At 70.3% G+C, this 18,097-nt stretch carries 16 protein-coding genes and 1 pseudogene; 9 read left to right on the top strand and 8 right to left on the bottom strand.

Annotated elements, in window-relative coordinates:
• Window positions 1-58: 58 nt before the first annotated feature.
• Entirely contained in the window at window positions 59-2,959 is a 2,901-nt protein-coding gene (locus tag ACQPZW_RS42500) for a vitamin B12-dependent ribonucleotide reductase (RefSeq protein WP_433791687.1), read from the top strand.
• Between the two features lie 100 nt (window positions 2,960-3,059).
• Here the strand turns inward: ACQPZW_RS42500 and ACQPZW_RS42495 are convergent, their stop codons facing one another.
• The 4 genes from ACQPZW_RS42495 to ACQPZW_RS42480 form a co-directional block, all read right to left on the bottom strand.
• Window positions 3,060-4,019: an SGNH/GDSL hydrolase family protein gene (locus ACQPZW_RS42495; RefSeq protein ID WP_433791686.1), complete on the bottom strand. Its 960-nt coding sequence runs from the start codon at window positions 4,017-4,019 to the stop codon at window positions 3,060-3,062.
• Window positions 4,020-4,088: 69 nt separating this feature from the next.
• Window positions 4,089-4,640, bottom strand: a complete 552-nt coding sequence (locus ACQPZW_RS42490; protein ID WP_433791685.1) for a hypothetical protein — start codon at window positions 4,638-4,640, stop codon at window positions 4,089-4,091.
• A 77-nt stretch (window positions 4,641-4,717) separates the two neighbouring features.
• Complete coding sequence (locus ACQPZW_RS42485; protein ID WP_433791684.1) at window positions 4,718-5,620, bottom strand: alpha/beta fold hydrolase; 903 nt, start codon at window positions 5,618-5,620, stop codon at window positions 4,718-4,720.
• Complete coding sequence (locus ACQPZW_RS42480) at window positions 5,617-6,075, bottom strand: hypothetical protein (RefSeq protein WP_433791683.1); 459 nt, start codon at window positions 6,073-6,075, stop codon at window positions 5,617-5,619. The genes ACQPZW_RS42485 and ACQPZW_RS42480 overlap by 4 nt, the downstream gene beginning before the upstream one ends.
• Before the next feature lie 53 nt (window positions 6,076-6,128).
• Here ACQPZW_RS42480 and ACQPZW_RS42475 point away from each other — a divergent pair, with 53 nt between their 5' ends.
• Together ACQPZW_RS42475 and ACQPZW_RS42470 are read left to right on the top strand one after the other, a co-directional pair.
• Window positions 6,129-6,350 (top strand): DUF5522 domain-containing protein, encoded by a 222-nt coding sequence (locus ACQPZW_RS42475; protein WP_433791682.1) that lies wholly within the window; start codon window positions 6,129-6,131, stop codon window positions 6,348-6,350.
• Between the two features lie 67 nt (window positions 6,351-6,417).
• Window positions 6,418-6,984, top strand: a complete 567-nt coding sequence (locus ACQPZW_RS42470) for a hypothetical protein (RefSeq protein WP_433791681.1) — start codon at window positions 6,418-6,420, stop codon at window positions 6,982-6,984.
• A 10-nt stretch (window positions 6,985-6,994) separates the two neighbouring features.
• On the opposite strand, the gene ACQPZW_RS42465 is transcribed toward ACQPZW_RS42470, so the two are convergent.
• Complete coding sequence (locus tag ACQPZW_RS42465) at window positions 6,995-7,654, bottom strand: metal-dependent transcriptional regulator (protein WP_433797787.1); 660 nt, start codon at window positions 7,652-7,654, stop codon at window positions 6,995-6,997.
• Between the two features lie 181 nt (window positions 7,655-7,835).
• Here ACQPZW_RS42465 and ACQPZW_RS42460 point away from each other — a divergent pair, with 181 nt between their 5' ends.
• Window positions 7,836-9,017: an acetoin utilization protein AcuC gene (locus ACQPZW_RS42460; protein WP_433791680.1), complete on the top strand. Its 1,182-nt coding sequence runs from the start codon at window positions 7,836-7,838 to the stop codon at window positions 9,015-9,017.
• A 3-nt stretch (window positions 9,018-9,020) separates the two neighbouring features.
• Window positions 9,021-11,576, top strand: a complete 2,556-nt coding sequence (locus ACQPZW_RS42455; protein WP_433791679.1) for a GNAT family N-acetyltransferase — start codon at window positions 9,021-9,023, stop codon at window positions 11,574-11,576.
• Here ACQPZW_RS42455 and sigB read toward each other — a convergent pair.
• Window positions 11,573-12,526 carry an RNA polymerase sigma factor SigB gene (sigB, locus tag ACQPZW_RS42450; protein ID WP_433791678.1) on the bottom strand — a complete coding sequence of 318 codons (954 nt, stop codon included), beginning with the start codon at window positions 12,524-12,526 and terminating at the stop codon, window positions 11,573-11,575. The genes ACQPZW_RS42455 and sigB overlap by 4 nt on opposite strands.
• Window positions 12,527-12,799: 273 nt before the next feature.
• On the opposite strand from sigB, the gene ACQPZW_RS42445 reads away from it, so the two are divergent.
• Complete coding sequence (locus ACQPZW_RS42445) at window positions 12,800-13,588, top strand: sporulation protein (protein ID WP_433791677.1); 789 nt, start codon at window positions 12,800-12,802, stop codon at window positions 13,586-13,588.
• Here ACQPZW_RS42445 and dtd read toward each other — a convergent pair.
• Together dtd and ACQPZW_RS42435 are read right to left on the bottom strand one after the other, a co-directional pair.
• Window positions 13,585-14,004, bottom strand: a complete 420-nt coding sequence (dtd, locus tag ACQPZW_RS42440; RefSeq protein ID WP_433791676.1) for a D-aminoacyl-tRNA deacylase — start codon at window positions 14,002-14,004, stop codon at window positions 13,585-13,587. The genes ACQPZW_RS42445 and dtd overlap by 4 nt on opposite strands.
• A 67-nt stretch (window positions 14,005-14,071) precedes the next feature.
• Window positions 14,072-14,320 (bottom strand): hypothetical protein, encoded by a 249-nt coding sequence (locus ACQPZW_RS42435; protein WP_433791675.1) that lies wholly within the window; start codon window positions 14,318-14,320, stop codon window positions 14,072-14,074.
• 250 nt (window positions 14,321-14,570) lie between these two features.
• On the opposite strand from ACQPZW_RS42435, the pseudogene ACQPZW_RS42430 reads away from it, so the two are divergent.
• From ACQPZW_RS42430 to ACQPZW_RS42420, 3 genes and pseudogenes are all read left to right on the top strand, one after another.
• Window positions 14,571-15,425 (top strand): annotated as a pseudogene (locus ACQPZW_RS42430) (methyl-accepting chemotaxis protein); the annotation flags it as partial.
• A 509-nt stretch (window positions 15,426-15,934) separates the two neighbouring features.
• On the top strand, window positions 15,935-16,525 hold the full coding sequence (locus tag ACQPZW_RS42425; RefSeq protein ID WP_433797786.1) for a methyl-accepting chemotaxis protein: 591 nt from the start codon (window positions 15,935-15,937) through the stop codon (window positions 16,523-16,525).
• 24 nt (window positions 16,526-16,549) lie between these two features.
• A complete protein-coding gene (locus tag ACQPZW_RS42420; protein ID WP_433791674.1) occupies window positions 16,550-18,091 on the top strand; it encodes a chemotaxis protein CheW in 1,542 nt (513 codons plus the stop codon).
• The last annotated feature ends 6 nt before the right edge of the window (window positions 18,092-18,097 follow it).

The raw sequence follows: 18,097 nt of genomic DNA, 5'->3' as shown, positions 1-18,097 counted from the left end.
CCGAGGCACTTCTTACCGACTCATCTGTAGCGGTACCTACGAGGGGGAGCACATCCATATGGCCGGAGACGGCATCACTGCAGGTCGCCAGCGCAGCCGGACCAACGGCGGCGGCGGCGCGGCGGCCGGGGGGCTGCGAGTGGAGCGGGTCTGGACGAGCGAGGGCGTTCACCCGTACGACGAGGTCGAGTGGGAACGCCGCGACGTCGTCATGACGAACTGGCGCGACGGCTCGATCAACTTCGAGCAGCGTGGCGTCGAGTTCCCCTCGTTCTGGAGCGTGAACGCGGCGAACATCGTCACGACCAAGTACTTCCGTGGCGCGGTGGGCACGCCCGAGCGTGAGTGGTCGCTGAAGCAGCTCATCGACCGGGTCGTGCAGACCTACCGCAAGGCGGGCGAGGAGCACGGCTACTTCGCCACCCCGGCCGACGCCGAGGTGTTCGACCACGAGCTGACCTCGATGCTGCTGCACCAGGTGTTCAGCTTCAACTCGCCGGTCTGGTTCAACGTCGGCACCAAGTCGCCGCAGCAGGTCAGTGCCTGCTTCATCCTCTCGGTCGACGACTCGATGGACTCGATCCTCGACTGGTACAAGGAAGAGGGCCTGATCTTCAAGGGCGGCTCCGGTTCGGGTGTCAACCTGTCCCGCATCCGGTCGTCCAAGGAGCTGCTCTCCTCCGGCGGCACCGCCAGTGGCCCGGTCAGCTTCATGCGTGGCGCGGACGCGAGCGCGGGCACCATCAAGTCCGGCGGCGCCACCCGGCGCGCGGCGAAGATGGTCATCCTCGACGTCGACCACCCGGACATCGAGGAGTTCGTCTCGACGAAGGCGCGCGAGGAGGACAAGATCCGCGCGCTGCGGGACGCCGGCTTCGACATGGACCTGGGCGGCGCCGACATCGTCTCCGTGCAGTACCAGAACGCCAACAACTCGGTGCGGGTCAGCGACGAGTTCATGCGGGCGTACGAGGAGGGCAGCGAGTTCGGTCTCCGCGGCCGCCTCGACGGCGAGGTCATCGAGACCATCGACGCCAAGAAGCTGTTCCGTGGCATCGCCCAGGCCGCGTGGGAGTGCGCCGACCCGGGCCTGCAGTACGACGACACGATCAACGACTGGCACACCAACCCCGAGACCGGCCGGATCACCGCGTCCAACCCGTGCTCGGAGTACATGTCGCTGGACGACTCGTCCTGCAACCTGGCCTCGCTCAACCTGATGAAGTTCCTCAAGGCCGACGGTGGCTTCGAGGTGGAGAAGTTCGTCAAGAGCGTCGAGTTCATCATCACCGCGATGGACATCTCGATCTGCTTCGCCGACTTCCCGACCGAGCGGATCGGTGTCACCACCCGGGCGTACCGTCAGCTCGGCATCGGGTACGCGAACATCGGCGCGCTGCTCATGGCGTCGGGTCTGCCGTACGACTCCGAGGGTGGCCGTAGCGTCGCCGCGGCGATCACCTCGCTCATGACCGGTACGGCGTACCGTCGCTCGGCCGAGCTGGCCGGTGTCGTCGGCGCGTACGACGGTTACGCCCGCAACGCCGAGGCGCACCAGCGCGTCATGCGCAAGCACGCCGCCGCCAACGACGAGGTCCGCCCGATCGGCGCCGCCGCCACCGAGATCCTTCGTGAGGCGACCCGCCAGTGGCAGACGGGCAACAAGCTCGGCGCGAAGAACGGCTGGCGCAACGCGCAGGCGTCGGTTCTGGCGCCGACCGGCACCATCGGCCTGATGATGGACTGCGACACCACCGGCATCGAGCCTGACCTGGCCCTGGTCAAGTTCAAGAAGCTGGTCGGCGGCGGCTCGATGCAGATCGTCAACCAGACGGTTCCGCGGGCCCTGCGCAGCATCGGGTACCCGGAAGAGCAGGTCGAGGCGATCGTCGAGCACATCGCCGAGAACGGCAACGTCGTCGACGCGCCGGGCCTCAAGCCGGAGCACTACGCGATCTTCGACTGCGCCATGGGCGAGCGGGTGATCTCCCCGATCGGCCACGTCAAGATGATGGCCGCGGTGCAGCCGTTCATCTCCGGCGCGATCTCGAAGACGGTCAACATGCCGGAGACGGCGACCGTCGAGGAGATCGAGGAGATCCACTACCAGGGCTGGAAGCTGGGCCTCAAGGCGCTCGCGATCTACCGCGACAACTGCAAGGTCGGCCAGCCGCTGTCGGCCGCCAAGAAGAAGACCACCGAGGTCGAGGCCCCGTCGATCCCGGTCGCCGAGGTCGAGAAGATCATCGAGAAGGTGATCGAGTACCGCCCGATCCGCAAGCGCCTGCCGAAGAAGCGGGCGTCGGAGACGGTGTCGTTCTCGGTCGCCGGCGCGAAGGGCTACCTGACCGCCTCGTCCTACCCGGACGACGGTCTCGGCGAGGTCTTCCTCAAGATGTCGAAGCAGGGCTCGACCCTGGCCGGCGTCATGGACGCCTTCTCGGTCGCGATCTCGATAGGGCTCCAGTACGGTGTCCCGCTCGAGACGTTCGTCAGCAAGTTCACCAACATGCGCTTCGAGCCGGCCGGTATGACCGACGACCCGGACGTGCGCATGGCGACCTCGGTGATGGACTACATCTTCCGTCGCCTGGCGCTGGACTTCCTGCCGTACGAGACGCGGGCCGAGCTCGGCATCTTCACCGTCAAGGAGCGGACCGCGCAGGCCGCTGCCGAGGCGGCGGCTGCCGAGGCCGCCGAGGAGCTGGCCACCCTGGCCTCCTCCGCCCCGGTCTCACCCGCTCCGTCGACCTCCAGGGTCACGGTGGCCGAGGTGAAGGCCTCCACCGCTCCGGAGAAGGAGGCCCCGGTGACCGCGGGCTCCTCCACCGAGCTGCTGGAGATCGTGACCGGCCACGCCGCCGACGCGCCGCTCTGCTTCACCTGCGGCACCAAGATGCGCCGCGCCGGCAGCTGCTACGTCTGCGAGGGCTGCGGCTCGACCTCGGGTTGCAGCTGATCCGAGGGCTGCGGCTGATTCGAGGGCTGCGGTTGATCTGAGGCAATGCGAAACGTCCCCCGGACCTCACGGTCCGGGGGACGTTTCCCGTTGTGGTGCGTCAGACGTTGGACCAGCGGGTGGTACGGCGGTTCTGGATCTCGTGGTGACCGGACACCCAGCGGCGGTGGTGGTGATGACCGGGAACCCAGACCCGGACCCGGGTGGTCACCGGCCGGACGGTCTGCCAGCGGTCCGCGGTGACCGTCTGACCGTCCTTCTGCGACACGATCACGCGGCGCAGGTGCCACGTACGGCAGTCCCGCTCGGTGCGGCTCTGGGCGTGGCACAGGTACGCCTGACGGGCCTTGAACGGGTTCCCGGTCCCGGGCCACTCCGGGTGCGTGGTGCCGCGCATGGCCTCGTACCAGGTGTAGGCCATCTTGCGGTAGCCGAACTCGTTCGGGTGGTGCGCGTCGTAGATGTCGAGTCCGGCGACGGTGGACTGGTCGACCAGGTGCACTCGTGGACCCTTCTCCTGGACCACCGCGGGGACCAGCGCGTTGTACGCCCGGTTGGCCGGCACCTCCGAGGCGACCGCCGTACCGATGATCTTCGCGACGTAGATCTCCGCCTGCGGTGCCCCGGCCACGACGCGGTCGATCAGGTCCGACAGCTTGCGCGCGGCCGCCATCGGGTCGTCGGACCGGGTGATGTTGTTGGTGCCGGCATGCAGGAGCACCACGTCGGGCCGGTGCTCGGCCAGGCTCCGGTCGACGATCCCGGCGATCCGCTCGATCGTCCAGCCGCCGTGGCCCTCGTGGTCGAGGTCGCCGGTCGTGCCCTCGTTCTCCGATCCGACGAAGTCGGCGGACACGCCCGCGCTCCGCAGCCGCCGCTGCAGTTCGGCGCGCCACCCGTTCTTCCCGGGCGACCCGACTCCGACGGTGATGCTGTCGCCGAGCGGCATGATCCGCAGGGGCGGTTCACCGGGCGACGCCGCCGCCGGCGTTGCCAGACCGGTGCAGAACAGGAGCCCTGCCAACGAAGAAGCGACCGTGCCGAACCGCGAACGCGTCATCTCTGCCCATCCTGGAGTGCCGATGCCATCGTCTGGCTATCGGCGTGCCCGGACGGGCGGCTGACCGGGTCAGCGGGTGTTGCGCCCGGTTCGCAACCAGACGCCGAACTCGACGGCGGTCCGCACCCCGTGCTCCAGGACAGCGGTGCAGATGTCGTAGCCGCCGATCTCGGCCGGATACTCCGGGCGCTGGTGCCAGACGCTCTTGATGGCGAGGATCGCCTGGCGCTCCTCGGCACTCAGACGGCCGGCGAGCTCCCGGTGCCATTCACTCACGTCGGCGTGGTCGTCTTGCAGCCAGATCGAGAGGTCGACCCGCCACTCGCCGACGGTGAGGACGATGTGGTGCCGCTCGTCCCGGGGCTTGCCGCTGGGCGACCGGTCACCACGCTCGTCGCGGTAGTCGAAACCGGTCAGGCCCGGGATCGTCACGGCCCGGCCCAGCAGCGTGACCACGTCCGCCGGGCCGAACTGCGGACCGCCGTGCAGCATCACGTCCAGGTCCCGCCACACCATCAGGCCGGAGACGAAACTGCCGGTGGGTGTGAGTGGTCCCAACGGCTCCAGTAGCGCCAGCACCGAGCGCGCCTCCGCCTGCAGATCCTCCGGGCTGGCCATCATGCTCTCCTCCCGACCGCGGTCCGCCCCCGTTCGACGCACATTGTCGGATGTGGCGGGACCGCGCCGGAGAAGACCCCCTAGCGGTGCTCGGTCAGGAAGTCGGTGATCACCTTGGCCAGCAGGGTGGGCTGCTCGATCACCATGGCGTGGGAGGTGTCGGCCAGGGAGAGATGACGCAGGTGGGGGATCGACTGCGCCTGCTCGACGAGGAAGCGGCGGTGTGCGGCGTAGAGCTCGGCGAACGGCTCCTGCTGGGGCAGGTTCCGGGTGGGCAGCACGACCAGCTCGGGGCAGGTCGTGGCGGCGTAGACCGGCGTCAGGTCGAGCTCGTTCATGGCGGCGCGCAGCTGGCTGGTGAGCGCGGCGGACGGGCGGATCGACGTCTCGCCGCCGAGGTGGACCAGGTTGCGCCGGAACCCCTCGACCCACACCTTCTCGTTGGCGCCCATGTCGCGGGCCGCCATCTGCTGCCGCTCCACGAGGTCGGGCAGCTGGTCGGCGGGGATCACCTGACCGGCGGCGGCCTCGACGGCGTCGAAGATCGCGTGCAGCCGGGCCAGCTCGGCGGCGGCCTTCTCCGGGTCGAGGCCGGGGAGGTGCTCGGGCCGGGTGGGCGGCGGGTTGCCGTCGAGGCTGACGATGCCGGGGGACTCGGGGTGCCGCTGGCCCCAGAGCGCGGCGAGCATGCCGCCGAGCGAGTGGCCGACGACGGCGGGCCGATCGAGCTCGAGTTGGACGCAGACGGCGGCGAGGTCGCCGAGGGCGGCGTCCCAGCTCCAGTCGCCGTCGGCTGAGCGGCCGTGACCGCGCAGGTCGAGAGTGACCACCCGGTGGTGCGGGCGCAGCGCCCGGGCCAGCGTGGTCAGCTGCGCCAGGTTGCCGCCGGCGCCGTGCACCAGCAGCAGTGGTGGCTCGTCGCCGCCGAAGTCGCGGACGGCGAGCTGCACGCTGCCGGCGTCGATCAGACGGTCATTGATCATGAAGACTCCTCGGTGGGCGGGTTGGTGCGGAGCCGGTCGCGGATGGCGGCGACGGGCACGCCGCCGTCCGGGTGGCGGGGTAGCCGGCCGCGTCGGACGAGGTCGTGCACGCCCTGCCGGCTGATGCCGAGCATCGCGCCGGCCGTCGACAGCGACACCGAGGCCGCGTACGGATGACCGACCCGCCGGATCACGATCTGCCCGAGCGGGGTGCGCCACCAGTCGGCCGGTGGATGGAAGCCGTCGTCGCCGGGGTGGAGCGCGCCGATCAGCCGGGCGATCACCTGGATCGCGGCGGTGTCGTCGCCGTGCTCGAGCGTCTCGGCCCACTCTGCCACCCGGCGTCGCAGCAGGGTGCGGATCGCGTCGGTCGGCTCACCGTCCTGGAGGAGGATCTCCAACGGGTCGAGCAGGCGGTTGTCGAGCATGCGGAGCAGCTGCCCGGCCAGGTCCATGACGGCATCCTGTCTCTACTTGACAGCGAGTGTCAAGCGATATGGTCCGTAGGGTGAGTCGTCCACTGACCGAGCCGCACCCGTCCCGTCTCGCGCCGGACCATCCACGCCGCGCCGAGATCCTCGCCGCCCACACGGCCGCCCTGGACGCGGGCGAGGCCGGCTACCTCGATCCCGGATCCGGCCTGTTCGTGCTGACCGCGGGCTTCCTGGCGGCCCGGGGGACCTGTTGCTCCCGTGGGTGCCGTCACTGTCCGTACGTGACCGGCCCCTGATCGCCCTCTTCCGTGATCGGCTCGCGCCCAGTACGTTGTGTGCGCCCGCCCCCGGGGAGGATCACTAGTGCCTACGCGTCTGGCCGCTCTCGGCGCCGCCGTGCTGTTCGCCGTCGCCGGCTGCAGCAGCACCGCCGACGAGGCCGCCACCATCGTGACGCCGTCCGCGCCGGCCGAGGATCTGGCCGAGCTGCCCGCCGCGTCGGCCGGTGGCGCCTGCATCCTGTGGGACTACGACTTCATCGAGCAGAACCTGGGCGTCCGGTTCGCGGTCGCGGCCGCCGACCAGGTCGAGGACACGTCGACCTGTGTGGTGCAGACGCTGAACGCGCCGTGGCCCGATCTGGCGCTGTCCGTCGTGGAGACCACGAAGGCGAACGCCACGATCTTCCTCGACACCCGGATGCCGGAGAAGGCGACGAAGCTGACCGGTCTCGGCAGGGCCGGTTACCGCATGAACACCAAGGCGTCCGGTGAGCACGGCCCCACCGTGGAGATCGGCTGGCTGAGTGAGGCCAAGCAGCTCCAGACGCTCCGGTTCACCTTCGCGAAGGACGCCACGGCGGCCGACGTGAAGGACATGAACACGAGGCTCCTGGAGCTGGCGAAAGCCCTGAGCACGACGAACGGCTGAGCCGGGAGGCTCAGCGCGCCGCCACGAACACCCGGGACGCGACCTCGCGCGGCAGCCGGATCTTGTTACCGGCCGAGCCGTCGATGGTCACTCCGTCACGCTCCTGCGCCACCGTCACCGTCGTCCCCGGGTTGATCCCCGCGGCGTGCAGCTGGCGCAGCACGTCGGCGTTGGTCTGCACGCTCTCGCAGATGCGCTGGATGACCACGCTGCCGCTGAGGCCGGGGAACGCCAGGTTGCGCTCACCGTGCACCAGCAGATCGGCCGTGTCGTCCGGCGCGCCGAGGTGGTCCAGGCCGGGGATCGGATTCCCGTACGGCGAGCGGGTCGGCTTGTTGAGCAGCTCGTAGACCCGCTTCTCGACGGCGTCGCTCATCACGTGCTCCCACCGGCAGGCCTCCTCGTGGGCCTCCTCGTAGGGCATCCCGATGACGTTGACCAGAAGCAGCTCGGCGAGCCGGTGCTTGCGCATGACCGCGACCGCCGACGTGCGGCCGAGGTCGGTGAGCACCAGATGGCGATCGCCCTCGACGGTGAGAAGGCCGTCACGCTCCATCCGCGCGACGGTCTGACTGACCGTGGGACCGCTCTGGTGCAGGCGCTCGGCGATCCGGGCACGGAGCGCGGGCACACCCTCTTCTTCAAGCTCGAGAATGGTGCGCAGATACATCTCAGTGGTATCGACGAGATCGTTCACGATGCGGTCCTCCCAGCAGCGATAATACCGCGTTGCGCAGGGTTGACCTCCGCCCCGGACAAGTGCCTGACGACCCTACCCGACGGCGGAACACGTGTGCTAACAGCACATCGCCACGACCGGGGGACGCCGGGAGCATGGCAGCATGGCGGGCATGGCGGACGACACGACGGCGGTGGTCTGGGACAGTGCCCTGCTCGACTACGACATGGGCGATCATCCTCTCAATCCGGTGCGAGTCGAGTTGACCATGGCTCTCGCCCGTGACCTGGGCATCCTCGATCGGCCCGGGGTTCAGATGATCACCCCGACCGAGGCGAGTGAGATCGATCTCACACGAGTGCACCGCGCCGACTATCTGGAGGCGGTCCGGCTCGCCCCGATCGACCCGTTCTTCAAAGGGTGGGGACTGAACACTCCGGACAACCCCGTTTTCGACGGCATGCACCAGGCCTCCGCCCGGATCTGCGGCGCCACCCTGGCCGCCGCGAAAGCGGTCTGGCACGGCGCGGCCCGTCGCGCGGTGAACGTGGCCGGGGGACTGCACCACGCCATGCCGGCCCGCGCGGCCGGCTTCTGCGTCTACAACGACCCGGCGGTGGCGATCGCCTGGCTGCTGGAGCAGGGCGCGCAGCGGGTGGCGTACATCGACGTCGACGTGCACCACGGCGACGGGGTGCAGACCGCCTTCTACGACGACCCGCGGGTGCTCACGATCAGCCTGCACGAGTCGCCGCTCGCCCTCTTCCCGGGCACCGGCTTCGCCGACGAGATCGGCGGCCCGAACGCCGAGGGCACCGCGGTCAACGTGCCGCTGCCACCCGGCACCGGCGACGCCGGCTGGCTGCGGGCCTTCCACGCCGTGGTGCCGTCGGTCATCCGCGCCTTCGCCCCGGAGATCATCATCAGTCAGTGCGGCGCCGACGCCCACCGGCTCGACCCGCTGGCCGACCTGCGACTGTCGGTGGACGGGCAACGGGCCGCCTACATCGCCATGCGGGCGCTCGCCGACGAGGTCTGCGACGGCCGCTGGGTGGTCACCGGCGGCGGGGGGTACGCACTGGTCGAGGTGGTGCCACGTGCCTGGGCGCACCTGCTCGCGGTGGCCACCGGGGAGCCGCTGGCGCCGGAGACGCGCATCCCGCAGCAGTGGCGCGCGCTGGCCGCGTCGCGCCGCCCGGAGGCTACGATTCCGGAGGCGATGACCGACGGGACCGAGCCACGCATGGAGTCCTGGCCGGGGACGAGTGAGGACCCGGTGGACCGGGCCGTTCTCGCCACCCGGACCGCGGTCTTCCCATTGCACGGCCTCGACCCCCACGATCCCCGGGACTGACTCATGGAGCGCAGCGCGGACGTTCTCCTCTCCGACGGGACGGCCGTGCGCCTGCGCCGGATCCAGCCGGAGGACGCCGCGGCCATCGTGGACTTCCACTCCCGGATGAGCGACCGCACCCGCTACCTTCGCTACTTCTCGCCGTACCCGCGGATCCCCGAGCGTGACCTGCAGCGGTTCGTCAACGTCGACCACCGGGACCGCGAGGCGTTCGTGACGATCGCCGACGGCCGGATCACCTCGGTCGGGCGCTACGAACGGCTCGGGCCGGACTCGCCGGACGCCGAGGTCGCATTCGTGGTCGAGGACGCGCACCAGGGCCGGGGGATCGGGTCGGTCCTGCTGGAGCATCTCGCCGACGCCGCCCGGGAGAACGGGATCACCCGCTTCGTCGCCGAGGTGCTCCCGGAGAACAACGGGATGCTGCGCGTCTTCGGTGACACCGGCTATCAGGTGCAGCGCCGCTACGCCGACGGCGTGGTCCACCTGAGTTTCCCGATCGAGCCGACCGAGAAGTCGCGGGAGGTGCAGGAGTCCCGCGAGCACCTGACCGAGGCGCGGTCGATCGCACGGCTGCTGGCACCGCGGGGCATCGTCGTCTACGGCGCCAGCGCCACCGGCCACGGGATCGGCGCGCTCATGCTGGGCAATCTGCGCGACGGCGGCTACACCGGGCATGTGGTGCCCGTGCACCCCTCCGCCGAACGGGTGGCCGGGCTCACGGCGTACCGCAGCGCGATCGACGCCGGTGTCCCGATCGACCTGGCCCTCATCGCCGTGCCGGCCGACCGGGTCGCGGAGGCCGGTGAGGATGCGGCCCGCGCGGGCGCGGGCGGGGGTGTGGTGGTCTCGGCCGGCTTCGCCGAGACCGGTCCGGAGGGCGCCGCGCAGCAGCGCGGCCTGGTCGAGGCGGCGAGGGCCGCCGGGTTGCGGGTGGTGGGCCCGAGCAGCTTCGGGATCGCCAACACCGACCCGGGGGTACGCCTGAACGCCACACTGTCGCCACGTCTGCCGAGGGCCGGCCGTGTCGGCTTCTTCAGCCAGAGTGGCGCGCTCGGGGTCGCCCTGCTGGCCGAGGCCGATCGGCGTGGCCTGGGCCTGTCCAGTTTCGTGTCGGCCGGCAACCGGGCCGACGTCTCCGGCAACGACCTGCTGCAGTACTGGCAGGACGACCCCGGTACCGACGTGGTCCTGCTCTACCTGGAGACCTTCGGCAACCCGCGCAAGTTCGCGCGTCTGGCCCGCCGGATCAGCCGGGTCAAGCCGGTGGTGGCGGTGGCCGCGGCGACCCGCCCGCCCGGGCTGTCCGGCGATGCGCCGAGCCCGGACGCGCACGCGGTGACCGCCCTGTTCGCCCGGTCCGGGGTGATCCGGGTCGACACCGTTCAGGAGCTCTTCGACGTCGGCATGCTGCTGGCGCATCAGCCACTGCCGGCCGGCCGCCGGATCGCCGTGGTCGGCAACTCGTCGGCGCTGGCGGCGCTCGCGGTGGTCGCCTGCCAGTCGGCCGGGTTGGTGGTGGCCGCCGGCTATCCGCGTGACATCGGCCCGGAGGCGGGCGCCCACGATCTGGCCGACACGCTGGCCGACGCGGCCGTCGACCCGGCGGTGGACGCGCTGGTGGTGGTCTTCGCCCCGCCGATGCCGGGCCGCCACGCCGACGAGGACGCCGATTTCGCCGCGGCACTGGCGAGCGTGGCCCTGGCCGGGGAGAAGCCGACCGTCGCGACGATGGTCTTCGGTCAGGCCCCACCGCGGGTGCCCGCCTACCCCTCGGTCGAGGAGGCGGTCCGCGCGCTGTCCCGGGTGGTCGGCTACGCCGACTGGCTGCGCCGTCCGCCCGGCGTCATGCCGGCTCTCTCCGGCGTGGACCCGATCGCCGCCGAGGCGGCGGTCGCGGCCGAGTCGCCGACCGGGCTGCTGGCCGCCTACGGCATCCCGGTGCTTCCGTCGACACTGGCCGGCACCGTGGAGGCGGCCGTCGAGGCGGCGGCTGAGCTGGGCTTCCCGGTCGTGCTCAAAGCGGCGGGCGGGGCCTTGCGGCATCGGATCGACCTCGGCGCGGTGCGCCTGGCGGTCGCTGACGAGCCGGGGGTCCGCGTTGCGTACGCCGAACTGGCCGACGCCTTCGGCCCGGACGTCCTGGTGCAGACCATGGTCGCGCCGGGGGTCGCCTGCACGGTCGAGATCGTCGAGGACCCGGCGTTCGGCCCGGTGATCGGATTCGGGCTCGGTGGGGTCGCCAGTGAGTTGCTGGGCGATCTGGCCTGGCGCGCCGCACCGCTCACCGACCGGGCCGCGGAGGCGCTCGTCGACGAGCCACGGGCGGCCCCGCTGCTGCACGGCTACCGCGGGTCCACCCCGGTGGACCGGGCCGCCCTGATCGATCTGCTGCTGCGGGTGGGCCGGCTCGCCGACGAGCACCCGCGCGTCCGGTCGCTGACGCTCAACCCGGTGCTGGCGCGGCCGGACGGCTGGTCCGTGCTGCACGCCGCGATCGAGTTCGGCGACCCGGGGGCCCGGCCGGACACCGGCCCCCGGAGGTTGCGGAGCGCTTAGGAGGCGTAGGCCTCGAGGCGGGACGCCCGCTCCGGGTCACGCAGCTTCAGCATGGTGACCTTCTCGATCTGGCGGATCCGCTCGCGGCTGAGACCGAACTCGCGGCCCACCTCGTCGAGAGTGCGCTGGCGGCCGTCGTCCAGGCCGAAGCGCAGCCGGATCACGGCGGACTCCCGCTCGGAGAGCGTGGCCAGGACGATCTCCACCTCGCTGCGCAGCTCACCCGTGGTGTGGCCCTCGCCGGGCACGTTCGGGTCGACGGCGGCGACGAAGTCACCGAGGGCGCTCTCGCCGTCCTCGCCGACCGCCTGGTCGAGGCTGACCGGCTCCCGGTCGTACGAGATCAGCTCGATGACCTGGAACTCCGGCACGTCCATGGCCTTGGCGATCTCGGCGATGCCGGGCTCGCGGCCGAGCTGGGCGGCCAGGTCACGCCGGCAGCGGACCATCCGGTTGACCTGCTCGACCATGTGCACCGGTATGCGGATGGTGCGGGCCTGGTCGGCCATGGCGCGGGTGATGGCCTGCCGGATCCACCAGGTGGCGTACGTGGAGAACTTGTAGCCCTTGGTGTAGTCGAACTTCTCGACCGCGCGGATCAGGCCGAGGTTGCCCTCCTGGATCAGGTCCAGGAACGCCATGCCACGACCGGTGTAGCGCTTCGCGATGCTGACGACGAGGCGCAGGTTCGCCTCGAGCAGGTGGTTCTTCGCGGACTTGCCCTCCGCGGCGATGACCCGCAGAAGAGGCGCCAGGTCGGCGGGTGCCGCCGGCAGCTTCTCCTCGGCGTACAGGCCCGCCTCGATGCGCTTGGAGAGCGTCACCTCCTCGACGGCGGTGAGCAGCCGGGTCCGGCCGATGCCGTTGAGGTATGCGCGAACGAGGTCGGCGGACACACCGCGCTCGTCCGTGGCGTCCAGGTCGGCCAGCGGCTCGACATCGTCGGTCATGCTGTCCTCAGCCGCCATGGAATCCGACGCCTTCATGTTCAGGACCACTTCGAGTCCCCTCCCCCGAGTAACGTCTCGTGCGAACCAGCCGCATCCGTGCCGGTGTGATGGCTAGCTTCGTCCGTGGCGCGTTAAGCGGAGGTGAGGCCAGCGTCCAGGTGGCATGAATCGGGGAGAACCCTGACGTCGCCAAACCGACAACGGTGAAATCCGGTCACCGTGCGTGGAACTTGCCGGAACTCGATAATGTGCTCGGCCCTAGGAGGGATCTGCGTGGTCTTCAAGCGAATGATGCAAGCGCTCGGCGTGGGCGGCCCGTCGGTCGACACCGTGCTGACCAATCCGAACACCTACCCCGGGGGATACCTCGAGGGCCAGGTCCACGTGGTCGGCGGCGACCATGCCGTCGACATCGAATATGTGGCGATCGGCCTGATGACCCGGGTCGAGGTGGAGAGTGGCGACAGTGAGTACCAGTCGAACCAGGAGTTCCACCGTCAGCGCCTGACCGGATCGTTCAAACTGGAGGCCGGCGCGCGTCACGACGTGCCGTTCCGGTTCGAGGTGCCCTGGCAGACCCCGATCACCGAGGTGTACGGCCAGCACCTGCACGGCATGACGATGGGCCTGGCCACCGAGCTTGAGGTGGCCCGCGCGGTCGACAAGTCGGACCTGGACACGGTCGCCGTGCACCCGCTGCCGGCCCAGGAGCGGATCCTCAACGCGCTGCTGCAGATCGGCTTCCGGTTCAGCAAGGCCGACGTGGAGCAGGGCCGGGTCTACGGGGTGGAGCAGCACCTGCCGTTCTACCAGGAGATCGAGTTCTACCCGCCGCCGCAGTACGCGAGCGGCATCAACCAGCTGGAGCTGACCTTCCTGCCGACCCCGCAGAAGCTGCAGGTGATCCTGGAGCTGGACAAGCGTGGCGGCGTCTTCACCGAGGGCCACGACGCGTTCGGCAGCTTCGACATCGACTACGCGAGCGCCGACCAGGTCGACTGGGTGTCCCGGCTGGACCAGTGGCTGCGCCAGTCCGCGTCGCGCCGGGGCCTGTTCTTCTAGAGCTCCAGCAGGACCGTGCACGGTCCCACATTCACCGACTCCACCAGCATGTGCGCCCGGAAGCGGCCGGTCTCGACGGTCGCTCCCCGGGCGCGCAGTGCCTTCACGTACTCCTCGATCAGCGGTTCGGCGACCTCGGCCGGCGCTGCCGCGCTCCAGCTGGGACGGCGGCCCTTGCGCGCGTCGCCGTAGAGCGTGAACTGGCTGACCACCAGCAGGGGAGCGCCCAGATCGGCGGCCGAGCGGTCGTCCAGGACGCGCAGCTCCCACGTCTTGCGGGCCAGCTCGGCGGCTTTCGCCGGGGTGTCGTCGTGGGTCACTCCGACCAGCGCCAGCAGGCCGTCCCCGATCTCGCCGACGATCGTGCCGTCGACGGTCACACTCGCCCGGCTCACGGTCTGCACCAGCGCTCGCATCAGGTTTCCGTCCGTCCCGGCCACTCGCGCCGTTCGCGGGAGCCGGGACGGACGTTATCCGAACGGCTCAGCCGGCCGTGTCGCTGGTGTACTGGTCCGCCGGGGTGCGCACGGCGCCCGTGGTGGCGTCCCCGGTGGTCGTCTCGGCCACGCCCGGCCCGGTCCGCGCGCGCTTCGGGAAGCTGGCCGGGCCGGCGGTGCCGCCGGTCGTGGTCATGATCCCCTCGGCCGGGGCCGGCCCGCCGTTGCGCAGCTCTTCGACGTCGGTGTTCGCGTCCAGCGTGCTGGACAGTTCGTCGTTCCGTGAGTCGCTCATCGCACACCTTCGGTTCTTGAGGTAGACGTCTTCGGGTTCGTGAGTCAGACGTCCCGTTTGCCCGGTGCCAACCGGGCCAAACTCCCGCCACTGGTTGTCAACTCGGTCAATATCCCGTCGACGATGTTGAGGGCGATGCCAGGATTTGCCTGGTCGGAGGGGTCGTCGAAATGTGAGTTCCGATAGTGAGCGACCGACGTGCCCCGATCATGGCGACCCGTGTACCGCGCGCCGGATCAACCGGACCCAGATGGGAGTTCAACCCATGCCCCTCACCAGCACCGCCACCGGGCGCGGCGCCGACACGTCCCGGGCGGCCCGCCCGGGAGGTCAGCCGGCCGCGGCCCGCACGGCACGCGGCGCGGACCAGGACGCGACCCGGCGTCAGGCCCGGTCGGTGGCGAAGCAGCAGCAGACTGCCGAGCGGATCGCTGCGGCCACTGCCGAGATCTCGGCACAGAACGCCGAGGCCGCCGAGGCGTCCCGGCAACTCGCCGAATCGATGCAACAGATCGCGGCCGGGGCGGAGGAGGCTTCCGGCGCCACCCAGCAGAGCCTCGCCGCGATGAACCAGGTCGAGGAGAAGGTGAGCAGGCAGGAGCTGACCACGCGGCAGGTGGCCGACCTCAGCCACGCCCTGCAGGGCGTGCTGCACGAGACCCGCGTCGGGATCATCGGCCTGCTCACCAACGTGGAGAACGCGTCGGCCCGGCAGACCGGCTCGGTTGCCACGATCACCGAACTGGAGAAGCAAGCCGACGAGATCGGCGAGATCGTCAAGACGGTCGCGCACATCGCCGACCAGACCAATCTGCTGGCCCTGAACGCCGCGATCGAGGCGGCCCGGGCCCGGCAGCACGGCAAGGGATTCGCCGTTGTCGCCGACGAGGTGCGCACGCTCGCCGAGACGAGCGAGCGCAGCGCCCGGCAGATCCGTGACCTGATCGACGAGGTGCGCAGCAGCGTCACGGACATCGCCGGCGCGGTGCAGAGTTCCGCCGAGACGGCCCGGGGCGAGGCGGAGAAGGGCAAGTCGATCACCTCGCAGCTGGAGACGATCCGCGCCGACATGGGCACGATCACGGCCGGGGCGACCGAGATGGCCGCCTCCGCCGAGCAGGCCAAGCGGGCGGCCGGGAACGCCAAGCAGCGCTCCGAGGAGATCGCCGCGGCGGCCGAGCAGCAGTCCGCGGCCTGCGAGGAGTCCCTGCAGACGGTGGCTCAGCAGACCCAGGCGTTGCGGCAGAGTGAGCAGGCCGCCGACTCGCTGGCCGACATCGCCGAGACACTGCGGAGCAGCGCGGACATCGCAAAGAGCGCTGAGGAGGTGGCGTCCGCGGCCGAGGAACTGTCCGCGGCGGTGGAGGAGATCAACCGGGCCGCCACCCAGATCAGCGTGGCGATCAGCGAGATCAACACGGGTGCGCGTACGGCGGCGGAGAAGGGCCAGCAGACGGCGGTCTCGGTCAACCAGATCGAACAGGGCGCCCAGCGTTCGGCTGTTCAGGGGGCCGCGTCGGTGGAACGCGCCGATACGATCCTGCAACTGCTGGTGACCAATAAGCAGGCGGTCGTGACGATGATCGACGCGATCGGCCGGGGGGCCGCGAGGGTATCGAGAACGTCCGCAAGGTCAGCGAGCTGGAGCAGATCTCCCGGCGGATCGACAAGATCGTGGACGCGATCGCGAACGTCTCGATCCAGACGAACATGCTGGCGGTCAACGGTTCGGTCGAGTCGGCCCGGGCCGGTGAGTTCGGCAAGGGCTTCGCGGTCGTCTCCACCGACATCCGTAACCTGGCCCGGGACTCGGCCGACAACGCCGACCGGATCAAGGATCTGGTCAAGGCGGTGCAGGACCGGATCGTCGACGTCCGCGCCGACCTGGAGGAGACCAGCCGGCTGTCGCTCGCGGAGGCCGACGCCGCGAAGACGATCACCACCCGGCTCGAGGAGATCGAGCGCGAGATGCACCAGGTGCGCAGCGGCAACGACGAGGTGCGCGAGTCGGCCGAAGAGATCGCGGGCGTGCTCGGCGAGGTCAAGACCGGGCTGGAACAGATCGCGTCGTCCGCCAACGAGGCCGAGCAACTCGCCGTGCAGTGTTCCACCGCCGCCCGGGAGCAGGCTCAGGGTGCCGAGGAACTCGCGGCTGCGGTCGAGGAGATCGCCGCGCTCGCCGACGAGTTGCAGAACGTCGCCTGACCGCCGGGGAGGGGAGGACACGCGATGGACGACGATGACGAATTCGACGAGAACAGCGACTATGTCACTTTTGACATGCTGGGGGAGCGGTACGCCTTCCCGATGCGCCGGGTGCAGGAGATCATCCGGATGCCGGCCGTGGTGAAGGTGCCGCTCGGCCCACCGTCGTTGGAGGGCCTGGCCAACCTGCGCGGCCGGGTGCTGCCGGTGGTGAGCCTGCGTGGCTGCTGCGCGATGGAGCAGACCGGGCACGACGAGGCCACCCGGGTGATCGTGGTGGACGGGGGAGTGCCGCTCGGCTTCGTCGTCGACCGGGTGTCCAGCGTGATCAGCATCGACCCGCAACAGGTGGAGCCGGCCGAGTCGGTGAAGCAGGCGGTCCGCTCCGACGTGCTGGTCGGGGTGATCAAATCCGGTGACGGAGAGATGACCAGCGTCCTCGACGTGGACCGGCTGATCGCCGGTCAGTTCGCCCGCCTCTCCGAGAAGGGGATCAGCCGGGACTCCTCGGCGGTGACCCGGGTCTCGGCCGAGGCGGACGCCGACGCGGATCTCGATGACACGCTGGAGTTGGTCAGCTTCGCGGTGGAGGGTCAGGAGTACGCGCTCCCGATCGACCAGGTGCAGGAGATCGTGCAGGCCCCCGAATCGGTGAGCCACGTGCCGAACGCCGGCAGCCGGGTGCTCGGCGTGATCGATCTGCGCGGCCGGCTGCTGCCGGTGGTGAGCATGCGCCGGGTCTTCGGGCTTCCGGTGACGCCGCTGGAGCCGCAGAACCGGATCGTCGTGGTCTCCATCGACGGCGGGGTGGTCGGCGTGGTGATGGACACCGTGCGCGAGGTGCTGCGGGTGCCGCACCAGTTGGTCGCCCCGCTGCCCGCCGTGGTCACCGGAGAGGGCCGCAGGACGGAGGTGGAGTCGGTGTGCCGGCTCGAGGACGGCAAGCGCCTGGTCTCGGTGCTGAGCGTGAACCGGATGTTCGATTCGCCGGAGGTACGCGACGAGATCGCCGACTATCGGGGGGAGGACGTGCTGGATATGAGCGACGAACAGGACGCGGTCGACGACGGCCGCGGCGACGAGGAGCTCTTCGTGGTCTTCCGCCTCGACGACGAGGAGTATGCGGTCGACGTCGACACGGTGCAGGAGATCATCCGGGTGCCCGCGGCGCTGATCCGGGTGCCGAAGTCGTTCGACTTCGTGGAGGGCCTGGTGAACCTGCGTGGGACGGTGCTGCCGGTAGTCGACCTGCGGACCAGGCTCGGGCTGGACCGAAGCGAGCGGGACGACCAGCAGCGCATCGTCGTGCTGATCATCGGCGGTGTGCGTACCGGGTTCATCGTGGACTCGGTGGCCGAGGTGGCGAGGATCGGGCGCAACGTGCTGGAGCCGGCGCCGGAACTGTCCGCGGAGCAGGCACGGGTGGTGTCCCGGGTGGCGAACCTGCCGGACCAGCAGCGGATGCTCCTGCTGGTCCAGGTGGACCAGTTGCTCGCGGCCGAGCAGGCGGAGTTTGCCGCGGAACTCTGCGAGACCGTCGCCGATGAGCCGCTCGTCGGCGTCTGATCGGGG

The organism is Actinoplanes sp. CA-252034, assembly GCF_050956125.1.
Lineage (GTDB): Bacteria > Actinomycetota > Actinomycetes > Mycobacteriales > Micromonosporaceae > Actinoplanes.
The sequence above is the reverse complement of the archived record's forward strand: the minus strand, read 5'-3'. Positions and strand labels throughout refer to the sequence as shown.

What these genes read in the sequence shown, in the direction of transcription:
- ACQPZW_RS42485 (WP_433791684.1), bottom strand. Translation starts at nt 5,620, where the DNA reads ATGATCAATGACCGTCTGATCGACGCCGGCAGCGTGCAGCTCGCCGTC.
- ACQPZW_RS42500 (WP_433791687.1), top strand. Translation starts at nt 59, where the DNA reads ATGGCCGGAGACGGCATCACTGCAGGTCGCCAGCGCAGCCGGACCAAC.
- dtd (WP_433791676.1), bottom strand. Translation starts at nt 14,004, where the DNA reads ATGCGAGCGCTGGTGCAGACCGTGAGCCGGGCGAGTGTGACCGTCGAC.
- ACQPZW_RS42480 (WP_433791683.1), bottom strand. Translation starts at nt 6,075, where the DNA reads ATGGACCTGGCCGGGCAGCTGCTCCGCATGCTCGACAACCGCCTGCTC.
- ACQPZW_RS42435 (WP_433791675.1), bottom strand. Translation starts at nt 14,320, where the DNA reads ATGAGCGACTCACGGAACGACGAACTGTCCAGCACGCTGGACGCGAAC.
- ACQPZW_RS42420 (WP_433791674.1), top strand. Translation starts at nt 16,550, where the DNA reads ATGGACGACGATGACGAATTCGACGAGAACAGCGACTATGTCACTTTT.
- ACQPZW_RS42495 (WP_433791686.1), bottom strand. Translation starts at nt 4,019, where the DNA reads ATGACGCGTTCGCGGTTCGGCACGGTCGCTTCTTCGTTGGCAGGGCTC.
- ACQPZW_RS42490 (WP_433791685.1), bottom strand. Translation starts at nt 4,640, where the DNA reads ATGATGGCCAGCCCGGAGGATCTGCAGGCGGAGGCGCGCTCGGTGCTG.
- ACQPZW_RS42455 (WP_433791679.1), top strand. Translation starts at nt 9,021, where the DNA reads ATGGAGCGCAGCGCGGACGTTCTCCTCTCCGACGGGACGGCCGTGCGC.
- ACQPZW_RS42465 (WP_433797787.1), bottom strand. Translation starts at nt 7,654, where the DNA reads ATGTATCTGCGCACCATTCTCGAGCTTGAAGAAGAGGGTGTGCCCGCG.
- sigB (WP_433791678.1), bottom strand. Translation starts at nt 12,526, where the DNA reads ATGACCGACGATGTCGAGCCGCTGGCCGACCTGGACGCCACGGACGAG.
- ACQPZW_RS42460 (WP_433791680.1), top strand. Translation starts at nt 7,836, where the DNA reads ATGGCGGACGACACGACGGCGGTGGTCTGGGACAGTGCCCTGCTCGAC.